The 22,526-nt window shown below is 38.4% G+C and carries 20 protein-coding genes; 11 read left to right on the top strand and 9 right to left on the bottom strand.

Annotated features, from left to right (window positions below):
- Positions 1-59: 59 nt before the first annotated feature.
- The 5 genes from V6W81_RS14830 (at position 60) to V6W81_RS14810 (ending at position 6,203) form a co-directional block, all read left to right on the top strand.
- Positions 60-446, top strand: a complete 387-nt coding sequence (locus V6W81_RS14830; RefSeq protein WP_338539542.1) for a hypothetical protein — start codon at positions 60-62, stop codon at positions 444-446.
- An 8-nt stretch (positions 447-454) separates the two neighbouring features.
- Positions 455-2,602 carry a Spaf_1101 family AAA-like ATPase gene (locus V6W81_RS14825; protein ID WP_338544004.1) on the top strand — a complete coding sequence of 716 codons (2,148 nt, stop codon included), beginning with the start codon at positions 455-457 and terminating at the stop codon, positions 2,600-2,602.
- Between the two features lie 800 nt (positions 2,603-3,402).
- On the top strand, positions 3,403-4,482 hold the full coding sequence (locus V6W81_RS14820; protein WP_338539541.1) for a PIN domain-containing protein: 1,080 nt from the start codon (positions 3,403-3,405) through the stop codon (positions 4,480-4,482).
- Between the two features lie 276 nt (positions 4,483-4,758).
- Positions 4,759-4,923, top strand: coding sequence for a hypothetical protein (locus V6W81_RS14815; protein ID WP_338539540.1), 165 nt, complete (start codon positions 4,759-4,761; stop codon positions 4,921-4,923).
- 440 nt (positions 4,924-5,363) lie between these two features.
- Entirely contained in the window at positions 5,364-6,203 is an 840-nt protein-coding gene (locus tag V6W81_RS14810; protein WP_338539539.1) for a hypothetical protein, read from the top strand.
- A gap of 47 nt (positions 6,204-6,250) precedes the next feature.
- Here the strand turns inward: V6W81_RS14810 and V6W81_RS14805 are convergent, their stop codons facing one another.
- Positions 6,251-6,592: a helix-turn-helix domain-containing protein gene (locus tag V6W81_RS14805; protein WP_179264778.1), complete on the bottom strand. Its 342-nt coding sequence runs from the start codon at positions 6,590-6,592 to the stop codon at positions 6,251-6,253.
- A gap of 130 nt (positions 6,593-6,722) precedes the next feature.
- Here V6W81_RS14805 and V6W81_RS14800 point away from each other — a divergent pair, with 130 nt between their 5' ends.
- Positions 6,723-7,049, top strand: a complete 327-nt coding sequence (locus V6W81_RS14800; RefSeq protein ID WP_175395080.1) for a hypothetical protein — start codon at positions 6,723-6,725, stop codon at positions 7,047-7,049.
- A 71-nt stretch (positions 7,050-7,120) separates the two neighbouring features.
- Here V6W81_RS14800 and V6W81_RS14795 read toward each other — a convergent pair whose 3' ends face one another.
- Positions 7,121-8,158, bottom strand: coding sequence for a tyrosine-type recombinase/integrase (locus V6W81_RS14795; RefSeq protein ID WP_338539538.1), 1,038 nt, complete (start codon positions 8,156-8,158; stop codon positions 7,121-7,123).
- A 65-nt stretch (positions 8,159-8,223) separates the two neighbouring features.
- A complete protein-coding gene (locus V6W81_RS14790; protein WP_338539537.1) occupies positions 8,224-8,478 on the bottom strand; it encodes a helix-turn-helix domain-containing protein in 255 nt (84 codons plus the stop codon).
- 132 nt (positions 8,479-8,610) lie between these two features.
- On the opposite strand from V6W81_RS14790, the gene V6W81_RS14785 reads away from it, so the two are divergent.
- From V6W81_RS14785 to V6W81_RS14770, 4 genes are read left to right on the top strand one after another with little or no spacing between them, the layout of a single operon-like run.
- Positions 8,611-9,282, top strand: coding sequence for a TnsA endonuclease N-terminal domain-containing protein (locus V6W81_RS14785; protein ID WP_175395077.1), 672 nt, complete (start codon positions 8,611-8,613; stop codon positions 9,280-9,282).
- Entirely contained in the window at positions 9,282-11,261 is a 1,980-nt protein-coding gene (locus V6W81_RS14780) for a hypothetical protein (protein ID WP_338539536.1), read from the top strand. Before V6W81_RS14785 ends, V6W81_RS14780 begins: the two co-directional genes overlap by 1 nt.
- 18 nt (positions 11,262-11,279) lie before the next feature.
- Positions 11,280-12,260: an ATP-binding protein gene (locus V6W81_RS14775; RefSeq protein WP_175395075.1), complete on the top strand. Its 981-nt coding sequence runs from the start codon at positions 11,280-11,282 to the stop codon at positions 12,258-12,260.
- Positions 12,261-12,263: 3 nt separating this feature from the next.
- Positions 12,264-13,751 carry a hypothetical protein gene (locus tag V6W81_RS14770; protein WP_338539535.1) on the top strand — a complete coding sequence of 496 codons (1,488 nt, stop codon included), beginning with the start codon at positions 12,264-12,266 and terminating at the stop codon, positions 13,749-13,751.
- 687 nt (positions 13,752-14,438) lie between these two features.
- Here V6W81_RS14770 and V6W81_RS14765 read toward each other — a convergent pair.
- The 4 genes from V6W81_RS14765 to V6W81_RS14750 all read right to left on the bottom strand — a co-directional run bounded on the left by V6W81_RS14765 (position 14,439) and on the right by V6W81_RS14750 (position 18,084).
- Positions 14,439-14,879 (bottom strand): Imm26 family immunity protein, encoded by a 441-nt coding sequence (locus V6W81_RS14765; protein ID WP_338539534.1) that lies wholly within the window; start codon positions 14,877-14,879, stop codon positions 14,439-14,441.
- A 21-nt stretch (positions 14,880-14,900) separates the two neighbouring features.
- Positions 14,901-15,521, bottom strand: a complete 621-nt coding sequence (locus tag V6W81_RS14760) for an NAD(P)-dependent oxidoreductase (RefSeq protein ID WP_338539533.1) — start codon at positions 15,519-15,521, stop codon at positions 14,901-14,903.
- 259 nt (positions 15,522-15,780) lie between these two features.
- Positions 15,781-16,521, bottom strand: coding sequence for a type I methionyl aminopeptidase (gene map / locus V6W81_RS14755; RefSeq protein ID WP_056691294.1), 741 nt, complete (start codon positions 16,519-16,521; stop codon positions 15,781-15,783).
- A 150-nt stretch (positions 16,522-16,671) separates the two neighbouring features.
- Positions 16,672-18,084 carry a DKNYY domain-containing protein gene (locus V6W81_RS14750; protein WP_338539532.1) on the bottom strand — a complete coding sequence of 471 codons (1,413 nt, stop codon included), beginning with the start codon at positions 18,082-18,084 and terminating at the stop codon, positions 16,672-16,674.
- A gap of 426 nt (positions 18,085-18,510) precedes the next feature.
- On the opposite strand from V6W81_RS14750, the gene V6W81_RS14745 reads away from it, so the two are divergent.
- Positions 18,511-18,966 carry a CBO0543 family protein gene (locus tag V6W81_RS14745; protein ID WP_338539531.1) on the top strand — a complete coding sequence of 152 codons (456 nt, stop codon included), beginning with the start codon at positions 18,511-18,513 and terminating at the stop codon, positions 18,964-18,966.
- A 253-nt stretch (positions 18,967-19,219) separates the two neighbouring features.
- On the opposite strand, the gene V6W81_RS14740 is transcribed toward V6W81_RS14745, so the two are convergent.
- On the bottom strand, positions 19,220-19,759 hold the full coding sequence (locus V6W81_RS14740; RefSeq protein WP_338539530.1) for a hypothetical protein: 540 nt from the start codon (positions 19,757-19,759) through the stop codon (positions 19,220-19,222).
- A gap of 132 nt (positions 19,760-19,891) precedes the next feature.
- Positions 19,892-22,396, bottom strand: coding sequence for a WG repeat-containing protein (locus V6W81_RS14735; protein WP_338539529.1), 2,505 nt, complete (start codon positions 22,394-22,396; stop codon positions 19,892-19,894).
- Positions 22,397-22,526: the final 130 nt, after the last annotated feature.

Raw genomic sequence — 22,526 nt, 5'->3', positions numbered from 1 at the left:
AGAATATCCTATACTTATTTTCTGTTAATAAAACTATTTGATCAACTGGGTGGTGTATTATGACAATTGCATTACAAAAAGCTTATCATATGCTGACAGAGTCTCGACAAAAATACGGTGATTTAAAGAAATGTGAATTTCACATTCACACGCCTGCTTCACACGACTACAGGCTAGTAGCTAATAGATCATATAAACATCTATCTGAGAAAGAAATTGTTGAAATTGCATATGAGCATGGTATGTTTTCTCAGGAGCTTAGGGATTTTATGATGACTGAAATAGCGTTAGGTAAATATGAAGGTGCTGAATATCACCACAGTATACGGAAAACTCCATTTAGTAGTTTCAAAGAATATCTTTCGTATCAATTAATTGCATATACACTTTATGAGAATGATATTGAAGTAGCTGTAATTACAGATCATAATACTATTGAAGGTTAAAAAAATTACTGTTTGCATTAAATGAATATTTCAGGAGAGAAATAAAGTACTCTAATGAAGGCAAAAGCCCAATTAAACTTTTGTTAGGAATAGAAATATCATGTTCAGAGCAAATTCATTTAGTTGGAATTTTTGAGGAATGTATGTTTAAAAAGGTAGAAAAATTAATTGATGAGCACATCCCTTCCAAAGAATCAGGAACATATGAAACAAGTCTTTCGATGATTGATAAGATTGAGAAAATCGGAGGCATAAGTTACATAGCGCATATTAACTCTAGTAACTTAAGGAATACAACAAGTTTATATAAAAAAACTTTGTTTAATCATATTGCTCTAAACGTTATAGGACTAACTTCAAGTGACAAAGAAAATCAATTAAGGATAATAAACTCATATGGGGTTGCGAAACAATTAGATAAATTTTGTTTTATATATGAAGGGGATTCTCATCAGATAAACGAAATTGGTAAGAAAAATACGTGGATAAAAATGAGCATAGCCAGTTTTGGATCATTAAAGAAAGCTTTTATAAATCATAAACTCTCTGTTTTCATAGATAAACCAACGAGCACCAATAAATTTATAAAGGGTTTGTTAATTGATCCAGGTAAACATGGATACTTAAAGAAAAAAAACGGAGACGAACCTTTTGTTATTAATTTTTCTAGCGATCTCAATTGTATTATAGGGGGAAGAGGAACTGGGAAAAGTACGATCCTCAATGTTCTTGAGGTAGTCTTCACACTTGAGGCTAATTCGAAATCAGTTTTAAAATTTATAAGTAGAAATAATCTTATTATCATTCATTTTGTATATTTAGAGAAAGAGTACCTTCTGAAGTTTATACCACAGTTAAAAAAGGATCATATTTATAGTGATTATAGACCATTCGAAGAAGAAGCTATCATTGAAGAAGTAAACAGTGAAAGAATTGTTTTAAGCCATCATTGGATTGAGTTATACCGAGTAAATAAGATAGGCGAAGCAGTCAATTTCAAAATTATTGATGATGTTGAAGAAAAAAAAGAAATTTTAAATGGTGTTTATAGAAAAAGCTATTCGATCAATAATATTATTGAGCAAATTAACAAAGGGAAGATTGGTGAATTTATTAAAGAAGTTGTGTTCAATGGCCTTCCGTTTAAAGAGAGAGATACCTTTCTAAAAACATTCGAAAAGTTATCCAAACCAAGAATGAGAACATTTTTAGAAGCAGAGCTGCCTTTGATCGATAAGAGTATGGATGCACGGAAAGGTACTATTGAAGCCAGCTTAAAGGAATTTAACTCCATTCATAAAAACCATTTTAGTATTATTTACTCTCCAAAACTCGATAATTCATTAAAATATATAGACATATTAGTCGGTGATTTCAATAATCGTCAGTTTCTCTCGGGATATAGAATAACATGGGGTGGAATAGAACGCTTCATAGTGGATGTATGTAATAAAATGGACTTCATGAAATTTTTAACACTGCTCTTCCAAAATAAGTTTAAAGAAATTGAAAGACAGGTTTCAGTACTTTCTTACCAAGTTGATAGAAATCTTACTTTTTCTGATGTTGATCAAAATCGAAAACATGTAGAGCTTAAGGATATAACAGATATATATCGAACAATACGTAATAAGTTGTTATCTGACAGAGAAAGACTAATAAAGTGTTTTCAACTCTACTTTGAAGTTATTGATGATTTTTCAATTATGTTCAATACCAGTTCAAAAGAAATCGTAACAACGATTGCCCCAATAATGAAGGATATTAATGAGATATCTTTAGGTCAGAAGGTTGTAGCTATCCTAACTTTCATTTTTGAATATGGAAAACATTTTAACGATAATACACCTTTGATTATTGATCAGCCCGAGGATAATTTAGATAATCAATATATTTATAAAAATTTAGTGAATAGTCTTAAACAAATTAAAAATAATCGCCAAATTATAATTGTGACACATAGTTCTACAATTGTAACTAATGCAGATGCTGAACAAGTTGTCATATTAGACTCTGATAGTAAAAATGGATGGATTGAGAAAAAGGGATACCCTGACAATGATGTTGTCACTAAGCACATTATCAATTATCTAGAAGGGGGAGAAGAGTCCTTTAAACATAAAATTGGAATGTATGAAAAGGTTCTGCAGAAATGATGTCCGTAAAATAGCCTAGTGAGTATTATCTCCTCTTAGTAGACAAGAGAAAAAAGACATCAGGTATGATGGACTTATTCTCGTTGAGCGGAGGAGATTTTTTTGCGTGTATCAGTAAAAAAGACAAAACATTTGGATAGTGAAGAAATAATGAAAGAGGCTGTTGTCTCCAAGTAGAGTAGTTGGGCTTACAATTGAATTAGGGTAACTCTAGAAGTAACAGTCATCGTATACTGATTAGAGCTTTTGTTCAAGACTACGTTCACGTCTTCTGGTGTCCAACACTACAATGGTGGGGAAGTTTTCAAGGCTGCATATGCAAGGGTAGGAGCATTCCATCTCCCAAAAAACATATTACTGTTATCCAAGGCATTTACATGGTTAAATTAGGTTGATAGCGGCAATAAAACTTAATGAAGTTTATAAATAAATTACATTAAGAACTACTGATCAGAAAGAAGTAAGTAGGGTGAGGATGATCTGGGAAGTGGAGAGAACAAACGCACTGACTGCTTCGGTATAGACAATAGACAAAATACCTAATGCAACAAGAGATGTCGTGCATGATTTTAATCTACTCACTTTATTTTTATCTGGACAGCAGCTTTTCCTCTTTTCGTTCCCCATAATCTAGCACTGTAATTCTAAAAACCAATTACCCTCTTTGTTATTGTTAGTATTAGAAAATGGAGAAGAATCTCTAAACCAGGACTCTAATACAACTCTTATGTTATAATATTGGTAATCATAACCATAAACAGAGCGTTTATTCGAGTAACAACGGGGAGCTGATCATAAGGATGAAAACTTACTTTTATGCACTACTGAAGGAGAATCAAGGAAAGGATGAGTATCTACAAAAAAGTGGCTTTTTTTCAGATACGGAAAAGGATTTTGAGGAATTCAGTACTCCTTATAAGCCACATGGTTATGAAAACCCAGAATATAAAATGGTTTATTTCAAAATAGAAAGAATAACTGAAATTAACTATCTGCTTTTAGATACGAATGTTTGGCTCTACTTACTCAACAATTATTATAATGATAATGGAAAACTACTCAATGCTTTATTTAAACTATGTGTAAATAAGAAAGTACAGCTTGTTCATTCAGATCAAGTAGAAGAAGAGTTTAAAAGGAATTATGATAATGTCTTTAACAAAGTAATGCAATCCTATGATACAAAAATTACCCAATTTAAAGATGTAGTTTCTAAATTAGATATGTCGGCATATCACGCGGAACAGTGGTTTAAGAAGGTCGAATCTGCGAAAGATACATACATTTCAGATTCATATGGTTTACGCCTAGAGCTAATTCTAAGGGTATTTGAGGAATTTCAATCTTTTGCAATCGCAACAACAGATAAGGTGAAAATTGAAGCAGCTGAAATGGCTTTAAACAAAGAGTCACCTTTCTTCGGATCAATTGATGCTCCAGAAAAAAAAGAAAAGAAAGCTGATCCTTCCGTAAAAAATAGTATGAGAGATGCAATTATTTTCCTGAGTTATTTAGAGTTTCTCAAGGGTAAACAATATCATTCTGCGTTTTTTATAAGTGCAAACTCAACAGATTTTTGTGGTGCTGGCACTAATACACTTCATTCCAATCTAAAAGAACTCATTAGTAATGAAAAGATCGATTTAAATTTCGATATTAGTCTTGCAAAATACATTAATCAGATTGATGGGGAGATACTCAAAGTTCAACCACTTCCAATGCTAGCGTTCAAATGCACCTTATGTAATACGACATACAACATTAATGGAAACCAGTTTGTTGCTCGTAGTACATATTCAAATTGGCAGCAAGTCTGGTGGCATCAATGCCCTCATTGTTTTTCAACTTATGAGACTGATGAAGCATTTTATATTGACTAGTAACTAACCACATTGGGTGGATATAATACATTTAGAACCATTGTTTTCTTCTCCCAAATGGGTAAACCGACCTTTGAAGTTGAGGGGTCGGTATTTTTTCTTTAATTTGGCATTCGATTATTATGGCAGAGTGTCATTTGCATATGAATTATGTTATCCTTTGGGTAAATTGTCAATCTTCATATCCGAGGTCAGCAAGAGGTTTCGATTGAAGAGTTTGCTACTTTAGAAGAAGAACTGATTACCACATTAAATTATCTCTATGGGGGGATTAAAATGAGTAAAACGAATGAAGAGTTTAATAAACAACAGCGAGTTGGCGACCTCCCAAAAGTGAAACTCATGGCTCCTTCGCCAGATGGTGGTCCTGATCGCGAAGTGACCGTTGTTTACCAGCGAAAGGCAAACTATGGTACGCCGTCATTCCTCAAAGATAAATAAACGATTTCTAATGAAAAGCCAGCGCTTATATGTTGGCTTTATTCTTTATATGTGATAAAAGAAATTATAACGTTCAAGCAGGTGTGGACCACCCCAATTTCAGGACTCATTTAGCTTGGTGAAAGGCAACAACAATTACATGGTTGAATTGAATTCTACAAGTTAAAATGATTGTTTTTGTCCGATTAAAAGCTTGGATTGGATGTTTTGCTCATTAATGGGTGTTATCTGGCAGTACTCCATAGCAGAAATATCTTCATACAGTTAGCATATTAAACCATATGAAATGATAAGAATTACGAAGAACATAGATACAGATAGACACATTTATCCATATATTGAGACCAACTTCCGATACTCACTACTCTTTACTTTGAATAAAATATACAGAAATAGTCAATACCACTCACTAATCTGCTGAGGCAAAGGAGAATAGATTAGTGAGCATAGAAAAAATCGTTCAATTTGTTCAATCATCAAACTATGAGCAAATGCACAGTTCAGGTGCAAAAGTACAATTGCTGAGACAAGCGATTGGTGAATATCAATCATCCCTTGGACTTCAGAGACTTGAGTGGACAGAACAAAATGTTGTTGGCAAATTTATTGCAACTAAAGAGTACGATTTGAAAAACCAGCAATTGTTTGACTTATTTGATAATCATGGTGTTCTATCTAAGGTGGTCCGAATTAAATTAAACAACCTAAATGAGTCAGAGAAATTATCACTTCAAGAATTCTATACAGCTAGCAACCAATACTTAAGATTTTCTCCGATTAGAGCTAATAGTGGCCATAGAGAAGAGGAACTCTGTGCGTATAGAAAGAACATCACAAAAAACAACATATACTGGCTTTTAGATCAATGGAAACATTATAAAAGGATTTACTCAAGCTTTGTTGAACAGTGGGAATCCTTACGTAATCTCGTATCTATGGAGATGCTACGAATGGACCAGCACAAAGTAACCTTACCTATAGGGAGGCTAAGTTTAGTAATTCCAAATCCATACATTGATGCTGATTCTGCATATAGGCTAGGAGGGAAGAATCTGATACAACGGAGTGGAAAGATTGATATGGAGCAAGTAAAATTATATGCAGCTAGAAGATATTTTTCATTATCACAAGTGTATGAGCTTCTACATGTTCAGAACATCCAAACGAAATATTTGCTTTTAACATTAACAGGTGAGCGTAATATGATGGAGGGACTAGTACAGCAGAATAATAGATACTCTTGGATTAACATACAAAGTGAAGCAGCCTGGAAGGAATAAATGAAACACAAAAAAACCGATGTCAGATATACATCGGTTTTTTTGTGTTAACTATCGAAAAATTCAGATAAGAGCAGGTTAACCTTTTTTAAATCGGAAGATTTCATAGGCCAAAGCTTCTCATTGATTTCGTTTAGCAATTTCTCTTTATCATTTTTGCCAGTCTTAACATACTTGCTGTAAAAAAAGAGTTCATGGACATTGACTTGAAGAGCATCCGCAATTTTTTGAAGATTTAACAAGGTGATATTTTTCTCGGCACGTTCAACGCCCCCAATGTAGGAGAAGTGAAAACCAGCCATTTCGCCTAATTCTTCCTGCGAATATCCTTGTTTTTTCCGTAATTCGCGAACACGTTGTCCTACTAATCTTAAAACAGGTTCGTTCATTGCCACACCTCTAAATTCAGTCTAAACAATGGGAAACCTTCGATACATTAATGTATATAGATTATTTTAATAAAATGATAAGTATATATATCAATTTATCTGGACATAAATGATAAAGGAGGTTGAGAGGATGACAAATCACATAAAAGCAGATGTTGGAGTTGCTACCATAACAGCTCAAGGAATTTTATTTAACGACAGAATATACACGAATCGTGCAGTGATAAAAAAGAAATGGTTTGATTTGGCTAGAGAACAAGGAGAGTGGAAGATTCCTATCGTTCATATCAAAGACTATCGTGAAGCAATTCTGATCATTTCGTTAAAATATCAAGAAGTAAGTGTCGCTACCTGGGTGAGCTTAGAAAAGAGAAACGCAAAGGATGTGGATGATTATCACGATCGATTGAACCAACTAAAGCTGCTAAAGAAGAACATTACAAAACAGATTAACTGAACACGGTAAACAATAAAAAAAAGCCTTGTTCAAAGAGAACAAGACGTAGGAAGGTGGAATTCAATCAAATTTCAATCAATGAGACTCGACAGTATAAGGTACTTCTCTAGTGAATCAATATTACGTTGGGCCAATTGTTGTTTCATATTGCGGACAGTATTCGTAGCTGCGTATTGAACTCCAAATGAATGGGTGAGCTGGCGTACAGTAACTTCTGAGGCACCAAATTTTGAAGCATACTTCTTAACCATAGCTTGAATCGCACGCTTTGAAATTCGTTTGCCTTGTGTTTCACCGTTAGGTTTTGCCAAGAATAACGCTCGCTCACCTGATTGAGGAGCATACGTGTCAGTTCTGACTTTCAAGTAATCGTACAGATAGGTTTTTGCATTATAACCAAACATAATTCGGTGTTTCGTTCGTACGCTAGCTTGCTGCCTTGTCACGATAATGTAGCCTTCCTGAAGGCTAATATCATCCAGATCCAAATTGACAATATCACTTACCATGACTCCAGACTCTAAGAGCAAGGTAACAATACTGACATCACGAGCTCGATTCAGGTTATGGAACCACTGGGCTTGTACATTATTTTGTTCTATAACACCTTCTTGCACAAACTTAACAAATGCAGGAATTTCATTGAAACGTAGGACCTTGTTCTGTAACTTACGTGCGACCTCAATATTATTGCTAGGTCTTTCCATGATGAAAGTAGCGAAAACATTACGTTTCAAAATAGGAGTTTCGTTATACTCAAATCTCAAATGAAGATAGGTAAACAATGAGCGCAACGAATGAATCTTACGAACCAGGGACTTATATTGCAAATTTCTAGACGTTGTCAAGTAATCTGCGAATTCTTGTACATGTTCACGCGTTATATCATTGAACATGTCTAAGGTAAGTTCTTTAACGGTAGCAACGAACGGCCACAGATTTGGTGCGATCCAACCAAAAAAAATACGGAAATCTCGGGTATATTCTAACAAAGAAGAAGGAGACCGATCATGATCTAGCTTATGTTCAATAAAACATTTTACGGCCAAAGGTAACTCGTCAATCAGCTCGGATAGCGAGGATAAATCTCTGGTTTCTTGTACTTTCATAAACATGGACACCTTCCTTGATCTCTTTTCAAGTTGTGTGCCCAAAACACCTTGGTTTGATACGTTCATGATGAAATTTCGTCGGTTAAATTACTGTTTTGAAGATGATTTTTCAGCAATGATTCGAGAGGGGCATCCAAAACTTGTAACAGCAGATACAAGTTGTATGCACTGATCACATGCCTTCCTCGCTCAATATTGGCAAGGGAAGAACGAGCAAGATGATAGTTCTGACATAACTCTTCTTGCGTTTGCTTTTTTAATTTGCGAAGATCCCGAAGCCGCTCACCTAACCATTTATAAAATTCTTCTTCTGACATATAGAATTCTCTCCCTCTATCATTCTATTACTTCTTAGTATGTTCATAGAAAGGCAAGTTTTATACATGCATGTGTATAAAAACTTGAATTTTTGTTTATACAGGTAAACAAATCTAAAGGGGTAACTTGCTATGAATAGAAAGGAACTCTTGAAGTACCAGCCCATCAAGATTCTACGAGGCAAAAAATATGGAAACAATTATTGGACCCCGCGTGGAAATAAAGTCGATAAGCGAATTGTCGAGCTATATAGTGATCTGGAATACGATCACTGGGTTGTGGTTGATTCGGATCCTGAAGTCATAACTTATTGTGAGCAACCATTAGAGATCTCCTATGTATTAAACGGCCAACTCCGTACCTCTATCTTTGATATGTGGATTTTAAAAAAAGATGGATCGGAAATTTTTGTGGAAGTCAAATACAACAAGGAACTGACATCTAAACATCCAAAACACGCGAGAACACTACGACAAATCGAAGCACAAAAAGAATGGTGTCGTATCAACAACAAAAATTATGTAGTTCGTACAGAAGACGATATAAGAAAGGGCCGACATTCAGTTGAGAACAGAACCTCCTTATGTATGTCAGTAGTCAATAGTAAGAAGCCTGTTTATTTAAACGAAGTGCTCGGTGTTATTTCACGTGAAGGGATAAAAATTAAAGAAGTTGTGTTAGAACTATCTAATCTTCCTGTTGAAGATATACTTTTAAGCCTAAAATGGCTCCTTTATGAGGGGGATATCAAAGCGAACATGGAAGATCAACTTATCGGATTTGAAATGGAGGTTCGGAGATAGTGAGCAGATCGCGAATATATGAGCAGGATGGATTAGAACCTGACCAAGCAAATCCTGAACTTTGGCCCTCTGTAGATGAGAATGTTCTCACTGAATCTGCACATACAGTGTATGTGCAGCGTAAAAACGCAGTAATAATGTATTTCCGGAGGGATGATTTAAATAATATTCAACACACAACCGGAGTTTCACCTCGAAATCTGAGAAGATTAATTCAAAGATGTATTCAGTACGATCAAGACGGAGTTGTTTTTGGCTTTCGAGGATTGATTCCACAAAAAAATATAAAGAAATATGAGTTAGATTTATTAGGTCAAAAAAGAAATAAAGATCAAAAAACCGGAGAATTCAATCGTTTTATGGACATGCATCCAGATATTAAAGACCTGGTAGAAGACCTTTTTTTAGGAAGAAAAAAGCGTTCATTGGAACCTGTCATGAAGTTAAAGCACATACACAAACGATTTATTGATCAGTGCAGGGAAAAGGGAATAACTCTCTCTGATTACCCTTTAAATACAAAATGGATGGGGTATAAGGCTTTACAACGTTACATTAAACAAATAGCTGAGAGAAACTTTAGAAAGGCTGCATCTCGCCATGGTAATGATGCGTTTCAAAAAGCAAACCGAGTAGGGGAGGCGGATCAAAACTCACTATCAAATCTATTCCCCTATCAGAAAGTTCAGTTTGATGCTCATCGAATTGATGGTTTTTTTACAGTAGATATTGTTACACCAGACGGAGATCCTATGACCTTAACGCTTGAACGGTTCTGGATTCTTACCATCATTGATGTAAGTACTCGGAACATTTTAGGATATTCTATTTCACTAAGTAGAGAGTATGGGGGAAGTGACGTGATGCACTGTGCTCGTAATGCTGTCATGCCACATAAACGGCTAGAATTGACAATCCCAGGCCTGAATTACCATCCCCCTGGTGGTTTTCCATCAGAAAAGTTTCCTGAGTTAGAGTGGGCAGTGTGGGATGTGATGTGTCTAGATAATGCAAAATCTCACTACGCTAAAATGGTACAAGATCGACTCACAAATTTAATTGGATGTACACCGAACTTTGGTCCCGTAGCACTTCCAATGAGAAGAGGAGTGATTGAAAGATATTTTAAAAACTTAGCAGGAAGCTTATTTCATCGGTTACCAAATACAACGGGGACTGGTCCGGATGACCCTAGAAGAAATAATCCTGAAGAGACCGCTCTTCGTCTTAACATCACATACGAACATTTATTGCAACTCGTGGATGTAATGATTTCTAATTACAATGGCACACCTCATGGAGGGATTTATCATCAAACGCCACTTGAACTTCTTGAAAAAAGGATACAACTAAGAGGTTTATTACCAAGGCGCCTGGAAGAAGAGAAACGATCGGAGATGTTATTTATGCAAACCCAAATAAATCGAACCGTAAGAGGCTCTCTAGTGACTGGAAGAAAGCCTTACATTCAATATGAAGGTGTAGAGTACCGGAGTGAAAAACTTGCGAACTCTGCCCATCTAATAAAGCAAGAGTTAATTATACATGTAAATGTTGACGATCTGCGTACCATAAAAGCATTTCTACCCGACGGCAGTGAATTCGGTTATTTAACAGCCAGTGGAAGGTGGTCACTTACTCCACATTCCTTGCAAACGAGACGTGCAATCAATTCATTAGTTCAGCGGAGGCTAATTCATTACACGACTTGGGATGACCCTATCTTCGTGTACACTGACTATTTATTGAGTAAAGAAAATTCCAAGAAATCAACAATAAATAAAATTACTCAAGTAAAAGAGGTAAGTAAACAAAAGCCAACAGCTGAAGCAGAAGAACAAACAAAAGCATTAGAAGAAGCAAAAGCACAAAATGATTTATTAGACAAAGTTCGAGAAGAACAATTGAATAGGGAAAAGCTCAATGAGATGGATAATTATGAGCGTTTATTAAAACAATTCAAGACAAAAATGTACTAAAAAAAGGAGAAGATAACATTGGATAATCACTTGATACCTGTTGGAACACACCCTATTGAAGTAGGCCATTATTTACTCCCAACCAAAGAGGTACTCCGTTTAATGGATAATCTCAAAAAGATTGTACTGAACCGCTTACCAGGAATGATTGTCTATGGTCGGCCACGTCTCGGAAAAACTACTGCATTAAAATTTGCTTTGGAGAATCTGCCGCATTTTATGAATGCACCCATACCAATCTTTATAGCCAACAGCAACTCATACAAGTTTCCCAACGAAGGGAAATTTTATGCAGATCTTCTCCATGACTTTGATTTTCCGTTTATAGCTAGAAGACAAGCCGATGAAATGCGGAATCAAATTGTCAATTTGCTAAAAGAAAGAGCGGAATTGTCTCGCTTAAGAAGGGTTATCTTGATTATGGATGAGGCACATCGCCTAACAGAATCACATTTTATTTGGTTAATGGACATCCACAATCAACTGGATCGTGCGAAAATTAGTATGACTGTGATTTGCGTAGGTCAAGAAGAGTTACTCACGAGAAGAACATTCTTTCTAGGACAACGTAAGTCTCAAATCATTGGACGCTTTATGACACATGAGCATCGTTTTTTCGGTATCACTTCCTTGGACGATATCAGAGCTGTTCTTCGATGCTACGATTCATCGGAAATCTCCGCATATCCCGAAAACAGTGATTGGAGCTTCACTAGATATTTTTTTCCTGAAGGATATGCGAAAGGTCATCGCTTGGAGGAAGATGCTGCTTTAATTTATCAACAATTTCAAAATATTCGTAGCGAACATGGGGTTCATTCAAAACTTGAGATCCCTATGGAGTACTTTACGTATGCTGTTGAAAACGCTCTGAAGATATACGGAGCTCATGGGGAACAACTTGAATGGATTTCATCTCAAGATTGGTTAGAATCCATCAAACTTAGTGGCTACATTGAGTCAGAAATTTATATGTCTTTAGCAGGTAGTGGTGATTAATAAATGAATGTTGTTTGGAGGAAAGAATGGATCAATGAATATGAATCGCCCTGGTCTGTATTTGAAAAATTGGCTTTGGTAAACCTTACGGATCGGAACGAGATTCTAAAAGTCCTTGGCAGTACTCATGTAAAGAACATTAAACATCACATTGGAGATAACCAAAGAGAACTATTACAGTTAAATGGTTTTAACGTCGAAAGACTTCATCAAACCTTGGATTTCAACTTACAAGAGCACAATAATAAAATTATTCATTCGTTGATAACTCCATTTTCTGAATTATATAGTTCCTGGGAGCATTGGTTTCATCCAGATTTACACTGGTGTTCGCAGTGTATGGAGGGAGGGTTTCATTCTTGGTTGCATCAGTTCAGGCTTTTCGATGAGTGTGTATTTCATGATCTTAAATTGAAACATGTTTGTCCAGGCTGTAGGTCAGCAATACCTTTCTTGTTGTCGAATAGACAGTTAAAACATGCATTTCAATGTAAATGTGGACATGCTTTTTCTAATTTTCATGTGTCCAGTTGGAACGAATGGAGATCGCCTGATCAAATGAATCCCGATGTCCTTCGTTGGCTCCAAGCAAACCAGGCAAGCATGATGACGTCAAATATGCAGTCTAAATGGATCATTCATGCAGAACATTGCAATCTGAAGCGATTAGTTAAGGAGTCGCCTGAAGAAATAAAAGTATTTCATTCAGACGACTCCTTACATAGGGGGGATTATTTCTCTAATCGTTTCCAAAAAGAATTACTGCGAGTTATTTCTGGTACTGTTCAACGAGTTGTAGAGCGACTATTTCAGGATTCACTCCAAAACCATCAACATTGCATCACTCAATTAATGGAGCTAAGAAAATCGAATGAAGCAATTGAGTTTCCTGAAATTTGTCCCTTTGCCTATGCTTATGTTTTTTGGAGGAAATCTATTTTAAAAGAGGAACATTTCTATGGCTATAATTCTTTAAGAACAACCTTGATTTCTGATGCTGAACCACTAATAATCAGGGATCTTCTGGAGTATTTTTCTGATCAGGTCTTCAGTTATCAAATGAAGATTCTCCAAAGGCTTGATGCAAGGATACTTTTTTGGATTCTTGAAAAACTAGTTCTGCAGTTCAGTGAAAATTTCTTCTGTACTTGGTTAGAGATTGCAGGGAAGAGGAGTAAAGAAATTAGCGTACCATCTTGGCAGGAAATTGAAAAAATGAGAGATCAGTCTTTTCCCAGTGTTGCTTTTAAATACAATTTTGATGAGAGCAGTTCTTCCAGCAGCATTGAGTATTATCATCTAAGTAAAAATGAATCGATACTTAATAAATTCGAATGTCCTTATCAGCATGAAAGTGCTAAAGCCGATATTCAGTCGATGATATCGTACATGCCACAAAAAGTTGCAATGCTTATCATGAACAATCCAAGTGATGAGAATAAGATGCTACAAAAAACAGTCGAAACATATGTAAAAAAATTGAATTTCTGATAACCGTTAATCTGAAAAGATTGACGGTTTTTGTTCTTGTCCTCCGACATATAAATACAAGACGGGATCGAGAAGACAAAGGTTTCCTGGAATGATGATATAAGTGATCGGAACATATGTACAAAATACGAGTTTTGTGAAACAGTATTGAATAAAATGAAAATGAGCAAGTATTTATTATTATAATCTTTGTATTTCTTAGACTGTGTGACTGTGTGCCTTCTTGATTATTAATTCATACATTCATTCCTTATCATCATCAATTCAATTCCCCATACATTAAAATTGTCATTTCATAAGTTCATCTCAATTTACATTTTACGCACTCATCCATATCACTTTAACTTGCTATAGTTTACTAATCCATTTTTAGACCGATCAATACTTTCATGTATTTTATTGCAATTAACTTGAACGATCTTATCCATATTATTACTTTTTCAATCCATAATCGTTTTTCATAACATCGATTGGCATCCATTGAATCTGAAATCTTGGTCGTAATATATGGATAAATGTGACTATCGGTATATATAACCCTCGTGATTCTTTTCATTTTGTATGGTTAAATATGCTAACGGCATTCTATATTCCATACATATACTTTCTTCTATTTCACCTTATGTTATACGTATTTATTCAACTTTCTTATATAGTAATTTGCAACCTCCCTTCTACGTAACTATCTTAACTTAAAGGATTTTTATGCCACATATCATTGCCTGTTATTCTATCCACAATGTGATACGCTTCCCACACAGCAGCGATCTCTAAAGCTTCACACTCCTGCTGACTCGAATGTCGCATTTCTCCCTTATGATACAACGAATATTCACCGGACAATCGGTCAATTACACACATTGGCGGTGGCCAGGCTTCTTCTTCGTTCATAAATGGACGGTGGTCAACGACAGGCCACAGTCCTGACTTTAACACATCATCGTATACACCTACTACAAATTGATAATTCTCTTCCTGAGGAGTATTTTCATAGGAACTCCCAATGTAACTATAAATAGCTATACATCCATCCTTGAACCTTCTGCCAAAAGCAACTTTGCCGTTAGGCAGATCAATGGCATATACATCTCCAAGTTTTATTCTCCTGCGTTTTATACTTTTCATCATTCTTTCCCCCTTTCTAAAGCATCAATAAGAAATACCCACACGAGACCTAATATAAGATTGATCTTTGATCTGCTTGTAAGCGAATTCTGCTGTATCCATAACCGATATTTCAACGCCGCCTTCAGGCAATACATCGCGCTCTACCCGATATTTTCCAATACGTTCTCCGTCTGGCAAATATGTAGGACAAACGATCGTCCAATCCAGCGTAGATTGTTGAAGCAATGTATATACACGATGATGCTCTTCCGCTGCACGTGTTGACTTCCGTTTAGACTCGCTAGATTGATAACGGAGAAGCTCTGGAGAGATCCTACTTTGCAGAATGCCGGCAGTTCCAATCGTAATGATTCGTTGTATACCTTCGTTGTACATGCTCTCAATGAGCAATGGCATACTCTCCGACAACGTTGTAGTTCCATCTGTATTTAAGGCACTAATTACAACATCTGCTCCTTTTATAGCATGCGCTAGATTTTCTTGATTCAATGCATTACCTACAACGACAGTAAGATTACGATCCTCAACTTGCAACTTATCTAGATTACGAACCAATGCAGTGACATGGTGTCTATCCTTGAGCGCTAGTTCAACGATATGGCTTCCTACTCGTCCAGTAGCTCCTAGAATTAAAATGCGCATAACTTAAACCTCCTGAATTCTGACTAGATGTTAATACAAAACAACTATTATCGATTCTATTGGGCAACTTATAAATAATCAACTCTAAAAGTAAAGAATGAAGCGTAAGCCCTAATGCTATGAGTTTACCTAAGATACACTGGGATATTCACGTACGTACAATACAAAGCGCGATCCCTATCACTAACCAAACAGCAAAAAGCCGATTCCTGAACTGGAATCGACTCTGTACATCATTGCACATAAGCTACTGAAGATATTACAGTGTGATAATAATCGGACCTTGCTTTGTGAGGATAATGGTATGCTCCATCTGAGCCACATGACTTTTCTCTGTTGCAAATGTCCAACCATCTTGCTTTTGGAATACTTCTTCTTCCAAGGTAGAGACAAATGGTTCAAATGCAATAACCATGCCTTCTTTTAGCAGCTCATCATCCGAAGTATCGTTATAGTTATAAATATGGTCTGGAGCTTCATGAATTGTACGTCCAATACCGTGTCCTGTAAGGTTTTTGATCACCGTTAGGTCATGTTGTCTTGCCGTTTGGAATACAGCTTTGCCGATTCCACTTTTTTTGGAACCCGGTTTTGCTTTTTTAAGACCAGCTTCGAATGCCAGTTTAGCCACTTCACAGACCTTAGTCCGTACTTCATCACCTTCACCTACGACAAAAGAAATCCCTGTATCTGCAAAATAACCATTTTTCGAGCCAGATACATCAATGTTCACGAGATCTCCTTCTTGAATTACACGTTCTCCTGGAATGCCATGAGCTACTTCTTCATTAACGCTGATACACGTAAATCCAGGGAAATCATATTCACTTTTTGGAGCAGAAACTGCGCCTTCTTTCTCAAATAGCTCACCAGCAAGATCATCAAGCTCTTTCGTTGTAATGCCAGGAACCGTTTTTTGGACTAATTCATCACGAATCATCGCTACGATCTTACCAATTTCCTTCAAGCCATTAAAATCTTCTTCTGTTTTTGCAATCATTATTCAGACCTCACTATCTTTTATCATCATTTCATCATTATATGTTATTGGCTTAACTCAGGTAATGTCACCCAAATACCGCATTAAACAATCATATCGAATGGGGCAATGGTTCGCAACTTTTTTATAAAGGTTATGTGTTATTAGAGGCTATTTTTTTGACTTTTTAATGGTTCCTTCGTCTGTGATTACATAGGTAAAATAAGCATCCTCCGCTCCCCCGATCTCGTCCGTCACTCGGAACGTCGATGCATCCGCCGCCCGCTGTATGCCACCTGTGATGAAGCAAAATACGTTGTGCTCATCCTTTCCCCAATAACGATTGAACGCTTGAAAAGTCTGACCATCGATCCCCTTCACTGTACGCCGGCCATTAGCATTGTATAGCCTATGCTTGTCGTAAGCCCAGCTCTCTACCCCTTGATCGAACAAAAAAGTAAAGCTAGCACGATCAAGCTTCTTAGCTAAGGCTCCCCACTGATACACATGATCTTGATCAACTGCCCAGCTTCCATTGTCTGACAAGATCGTGAAGCTCTTCGCGTCAGCGCCAGGTAATTGTTCGAGCACATAATCAGGATGACCAAACGGTCTGCTTGTTCGCACAAACTGTGCATGGTAGACGTGATTGTTGTCTTTCGAAAGCCCCAATGACCCTGAGGTTAACAAACATTGAAATGTTTCACGATCGGCTCCTACAACAGCATATCCATTATAGAAAATATTCTGCGCATCTCTCCCGAACAAACCACCTAGCGCTTCGAAAGTCTGCAGATCAGCTCTCGTAGCTTTTCGCCAAGTGCAATAGACCCCTTCTGCATCTCGAGCATATTGATCATCGAACACTTCAAACGATGCAGGATCAGCACCTCTTACCAGATTATATACTAGCCGCGTCCCCTTCCTCCCGGAACCACCAATTTCCTCACAATAATAGACCGCTCGATCTGTCTTGTACCAATAGCCTTGTATCCGCTCTGCTCCATGTTCTGATTCGTTATAGTCAGGTTGCCACCACCCTCGAACATGAGGATGAGCTTCCTGTAACCAACCAAGCAACTCATCTTTACTACCATTAGCGTAGGATAACGATTGATATAGATGCAGCACATGATCCTTATCGGTACAGTAATCCATCCGAGCCACAGCGGTCTCGACATCAATATCATCCCACGTATGAAACCGATCTCCGTTCTTCACATACAGTCGATGCTTGTCCTTAGCGAAATAAGGCGAGCCTGGCAGTAATTCGAAGCTAGCCGCATCCGAGTTGGGGATTAGCTTATCCTCCAGATAAACATGCATTGCGTCCAACCCGTAATCATCGTCGAGTACCTGGAATTGTTCCGCACTCCGACTTACTAAAGTCACTTTGGTCTTGCGGCCATCAAACCACCACACGCCCTGGACATCTCGTAGATAGCCAAATGGAATCCATCCGCGATAAAAGCTATGTATAACAGAGAAGCTGTCACCGGTGATCCCGCCTTTAATCAGCTTAGGCTCCCCCTCTGCTTGGTTCAACAAGACACGGTTCGCTTCGATTACAAACAAGCTCGTCATTTTCAACCTCCCATGAAGAAACTGGTTAATACTCTCATTTTATACCTGTAAGTCACTGTACGGCAAACAGTATAGGTTAGATAAGTAAACGAACCGGAGCCATATGTCTTGGAAATGTATGACTTAAATTAACTTTGGACATCTTAACCAAATCATCGATGTTCTCAAGGGAGGCGAACCCCATCAATGCGATCAATCATTGGCTCAAACAGCTAGCACACAACTATGTTTTAATTGTAATCGCCGCAGTACTCTTCTTTGTAGTTAAAGCCATCATTGGTTACTACACGTATAAACATTACGACAAAAAATTAAAGCTCCTTACGGATAAGGTAGATCGTTTATTAGAGGAAATTAAGCGAAATTAAGAGCTCATCACTTCAGATGGAATCATTAAAAAGATTCATAGATTATAGGGGGATAGGCATGCTAGGGAACTTTATCGTAGGGTTTGTTATTCCTGTCATTATAGGTGGATGGATATTAAGGCGACAGTTAAAAATATTGCTCATTTATTATCCGCTAGGGATCGCAACTTCAGCATGCATTAACAGCGTGGGGTTTAATTTTTTCTGGAACATTCTACCCAACACGAGGAACCAATCCTATGCTGCACTTCCGATGGACTTAGGCATCTATCCGATGGCAGGTTGTCTGATGATATATGCTATTGTTGTGCATAAGAAAAAGCCTTGGCCGTCGATCCTTGTTGCAGCATCTACTCTAACTCTAATTGAATGGATCGCGAAGACCATGGGACACGTTGTTTATTTTAATGGATGGAATATCTTCTGGACGTTCTGCTCATATGTTCTACCGTTTGTACTCGCATATGGCTATTGTAGGATGTTTGCACATCTGTTTTATCCTGAAAGAACTTAGCCATACGAATGTGATGAACTATTTAATGACGCTCTTATCAAACCTGCTCCTAATGCGAACCAGGCTATGATTATTACAGGCATCCGAAATGACGAACGTGGACATAATCAGATGTTCAGAGAAATGTATAAAGATCTGACGGGTCAAGATATCGTTCAGGAAGGTCAGGCACCTCTTGAACCAGTTGATTCGTATCTAAAAAGAAGAGAGCCCCTCAGGCTACGTTTTCCTTCCTTGGGGCTTAAATATTGGGTTATTCTTCTTCCGTCTCAGCTTCAGGTGCATTAGGCTGCTGTGGCGCCATTAGACCTTGCACTGCACCCATAAATGGCTGAATAGACTTGATCATGCCGTAGCCCATTTTCACGACAGGCACGAAACGTTGAATCATACCGAACAGCCGCATACCTCCGCCCAGCATCCCCCCAGCCGAAGTCGCTCCTCCTAACCCGCCTAATAGTGAACCCATCATTGGCATGAAGGATGAGACCTGCGCGTGCGAACCAGTACGCGTATAGTTGGAAGTTTTACGAGTGCTGTTAACCCGTTTACGGCCGCTGTGAGAACGAACCCCCGTACTATGACTCCGATTAGCTTTGCTGCGCTTAGAGGATTGGGGCTTCCCAATGGAAGCTTCCGTAGTCGATATCTTGCCTCCCCCGGCAATCACCACGCCTTCATGTTTCACATCCTTAATGTAGCCGATATACGTTTCACCATTATGGAGAGTCACACATACAGGACGATCTTTATATCGCTCTGCCTTTAAGCGTATTGTATTTGGTTTAGCCATGCATTTTCACCTCGCTCCACTGAACTTACTTCAGTTTACGCGTTGGGTGGACGACTTGCCTGTGCGAATGGGACATCGGTGTTTGTTCCTACTCTACATATTCTCATTTGTGTATCCTATAAATCGATGCATTTACATATGAAAAGCTTTCCAGAACTCGCCCTCTGTATTGATGATATCCTTGATCTGGATAAACGGAATGGTGAAGGTTGGGAATCCAGCGGCATAAGGTGCAATCTCATATGGAGCAAAATACAGATGCAGCGCATCTGCTGTCACAAAGAACGGCTGATCTGGGCTAATCCCCTCATACGTATCCGGAAACACATACGAATATTGTGGATCATTCTTAATCTGATCAGCCACAATTCGACTTAGAACTTTGACATAATCACTGTTTGGCTTAAATAAGTCTTTGAGCTCATACATATGCCCATTCGTTAGATTAATAATGGCATAAATCATCGTAGGCATGCCATGTGCTGCACCAAACGGATAGTTGTACCCTGTAAGCTGTAATTGAAGCAACTGCTGCTTATAGAAGCTAATCTCAAAGTCACCCGTATAGGAATAATCTAACTTCTGATCTGCAGGAATAGGCTTAACCTGCGATAAAGCTTTTAGTTTGGCATTAACCCCCAGCTGCGCGGCTTGATCTGCCATCCCTTCAACTTGCGGATAATATACCAGGTAGTCTACGTTAGGCTTATACTTTTCCTCACGCACACGGTACGGTGGATGGAGCGGGACGATCGTATTTTGTTTCCATACCACCTGTCCGCTTCGCTTCACATAAGATAGACGTTGGTCGACATACGCTTTGATCAGATTCGGTGCTACGACCTCTAATGTTCCTGAGCCTTCTACGTAAGGATATCCTGGAGCAGGCTGACCGCTGCGATCGAGTAAATAGGTACGTTTGCCATCTGACGCAGAAAGTAATCCTTGTTTAAACTGTCCCACTTCCCGATATGTGAATGGCGAAAGTAACTTTCCACCTTCATCTGCAATAGCATACATGGAACCGATGTAAGGTTGTTCGGAGTCAATCGCTTGACCAAGCGCAAACCGCTGCTCTCCCAGGTCTCGGATATCGTTATAGGTCGGCTGAATGACGAACTGCCCTTGCCGATTAATCACACCATAACTTGATTTGTAGTCCGCTGAGGTGTTAACGATCGCAAGACCATCATGAAATGGAAGTGCTGTGCTGAACTGAGGCTGAATAATAATGTTGCCGCGTTCATCGATGTAACCATATTTACCTGCTGTCTCCTTCTGAAATGCAAGCAGTCCGTCTCCTAGTGGGCCTACATACGGATAAGGATAGGTCGCGAGTCTATTTCCGTTGAGATCAATTAACGCATACTCATGCTCCTTAATCTGCACTACGGCCTTCCCTTGCTGAAAATCATAGGCTGACTGGAACTGTGCCTTAATAACCTCTTGACCTGATTGATCTAGATAACCATATTTGCTGGTTCCACCACCTGAACTGCTGTCCGTATCGTAAAATAAAGCTCTTCCCTCAGATAAATCTGCAATAAATGGATAAGCACGTCGGGTCAAGACATGACCTTGCTCATCAATCATTTTGAATCCTTGGGAGTCAATAACGATGGCTCGATCTTCCACATACGAATTGATGCTATCGTATAGCGGCTGAACGACAAATTGTCCATTCAAATTAATGACGCCGGCCTTCCCATTCTGCACGACAACGGCAAGACCGTTTGACTGGAAATCACGCGCATCGTCTAGTACGGGCTCCAGTCGAACATGCCCTTGTTCATCCATATACCCCCACCGAGTCCCTTGCACGGTTCTAACGGAAACGGGATATAACCACGTGACCTCCCGCGCATGGCTGCCACTCTCCATAGCTTGTTTAATGCTTTTCTCAAGCGCAAGTAGTACTTCTTTGGACGGATATGGGTCTGAGAAGCTTAATGCCTTCTGAACAGAAGCTAATGCAGCAGGGAACATGCCTGCTTTATATTGTGCGTCTGCGAGGTAGCTCCAGTAGAATATATAGTCCGGATAATGCTGCGTGAGCTTCTCATAATATTGCACGACTTTGGGGAAATAGTAGGGATAGACATCCGGCGCAGATACCCACTTGCCATTTTGCCAGCGAATGATATCTACCCGGTAGGCTTCGCCTGTATCATGAATCCATAATGCGATTTCTACTTTGCCATCTCGTCCATGCTGTCCAGGCATATCAATAATCTCTGCATGGCTAAATACGACATCGTCCGGGGTTAAATCCTTAAGTCCAGAATCCGTCCAATCGTATACAGCCAGTTTCGACCAGATGGCACCTAGCTGCCAGCCCACAATAAGATTATTTCTAGAGGTAGATGTAACTGGCGCAGCCGTGAGCAACGTAACCCGATACCCCAGTCCTTTGGTTAGCGACATCTTGATCCATTGCCCGTTGTAAAATTTCAGAATTAATAAGTATAACTCACCGTTCAACTGATAGACTGTAGCAATTTCCGGGATGCCATCTCCAGTCAGATCAGCAGCATAAATGGCGGGATGCTTCACCGGTTTATCAATTGTGACGACTGTTGCACCAGCCGGGATATGTTGATGGACAATCTGAACAAGTAGCGGCTCGCTTATAGACATTTCGGTTCCTCCCTTATGACCGCATTCGCCTAATGGTATGCGTCATCTATAGGGATATGACATGAAATTCACTTCCATAACTTACTTCCACGTTTACATAGAAAATGGATACAATTTTGATCATCTTGCG

The sequence above is a fragment of the Paenibacillus tundrae genome (assembly GCF_036884255.1).
Taxonomy (GTDB): domain Bacteria; phylum Bacillota; class Bacilli; order Paenibacillales; family Paenibacillaceae; genus Paenibacillus.
This window is presented reverse-complemented; position numbering and strand designations above follow the sequence as displayed.

Excerpts from the sequence above, each read along its gene's own strand:
- V6W81_RS14770 (WP_338539535.1), top strand. The coding sequence starts at position 12,264 with ATGAATGTTGTTTGGAGGAAAGAATGGATCAATGAATATGAATCGCCC.
- V6W81_RS14795 (WP_338539538.1), bottom strand. The coding sequence starts at position 8,158 with ATGAAAGTACAAGAAACCAGAGATTTATCCTCGCTATCCGAGCTGATT.
- V6W81_RS14820 (WP_338539541.1), top strand. The coding sequence starts at position 3,403 with ATGAAAACTTACTTTTATGCACTACTGAAGGAGAATCAAGGAAAGGAT.
- V6W81_RS14765 (WP_338539534.1), bottom strand. The coding sequence starts at position 14,879 with ATGATGAAAAGTATAAAACGCAGGAGAATAAAACTTGGAGATGTATAT.
- V6W81_RS14830 (WP_338539542.1), top strand. The coding sequence starts at position 60 with ATGACAATTGCATTACAAAAAGCTTATCATATGCTGACAGAGTCTCGA.
- V6W81_RS14800 (WP_175395080.1), top strand. The coding sequence starts at position 6,723 with ATGACAAATCACATAAAAGCAGATGTTGGAGTTGCTACCATAACAGCT.
- V6W81_RS14760 (WP_338539533.1), bottom strand. The coding sequence starts at position 15,521 with ATGCGCATTTTAATTCTAGGAGCTACTGGACGAGTAGGAAGCCATATC.
- V6W81_RS14790 (WP_338539537.1), bottom strand. The coding sequence starts at position 8,478 with ATGTCAGAAGAAGAATTTTATAAATGGTTAGGTGAGCGGCTTCGGGAT.
- map (WP_056691294.1), bottom strand. The coding sequence starts at position 16,521 with ATGATTGCAAAAACAGAAGAAGATTTTAATGGCTTGAAGGAAATTGGT.
- V6W81_RS14785 (WP_175395077.1), top strand. The coding sequence starts at position 8,611 with ATGAATAGAAAGGAACTCTTGAAGTACCAGCCCATCAAGATTCTACGA.
- V6W81_RS14735 (WP_338539529.1), bottom strand. The coding sequence starts at position 22,396 with ATGTCTATAAGCGAGCCGCTACTTGTTCAGATTGTCCATCAACATATC.
- V6W81_RS14745 (WP_338539531.1), top strand. The coding sequence starts at position 18,511 with ATGCTAGGGAACTTTATCGTAGGGTTTGTTATTCCTGTCATTATAGGT.
- V6W81_RS14805 (WP_179264778.1), bottom strand. The coding sequence starts at position 6,592 with ATGAACGAACCTGTTTTAAGATTAGTAGGACAACGTGTTCGCGAATTA.
- V6W81_RS14815 (WP_338539540.1), top strand. The coding sequence starts at position 4,759 with ATGAGTAAAACGAATGAAGAGTTTAATAAACAACAGCGAGTTGGCGAC.
- V6W81_RS14740 (WP_338539530.1), bottom strand. The coding sequence starts at position 19,759 with ATGGCTAAACCAAATACAATACGCTTAAAGGCAGAGCGATATAAAGAT.
- V6W81_RS14750 (WP_338539532.1), bottom strand. The coding sequence starts at position 18,084 with ATGACGAGCTTGTTTGTAATCGAAGCGAACCGTGTCTTGTTGAACCAA.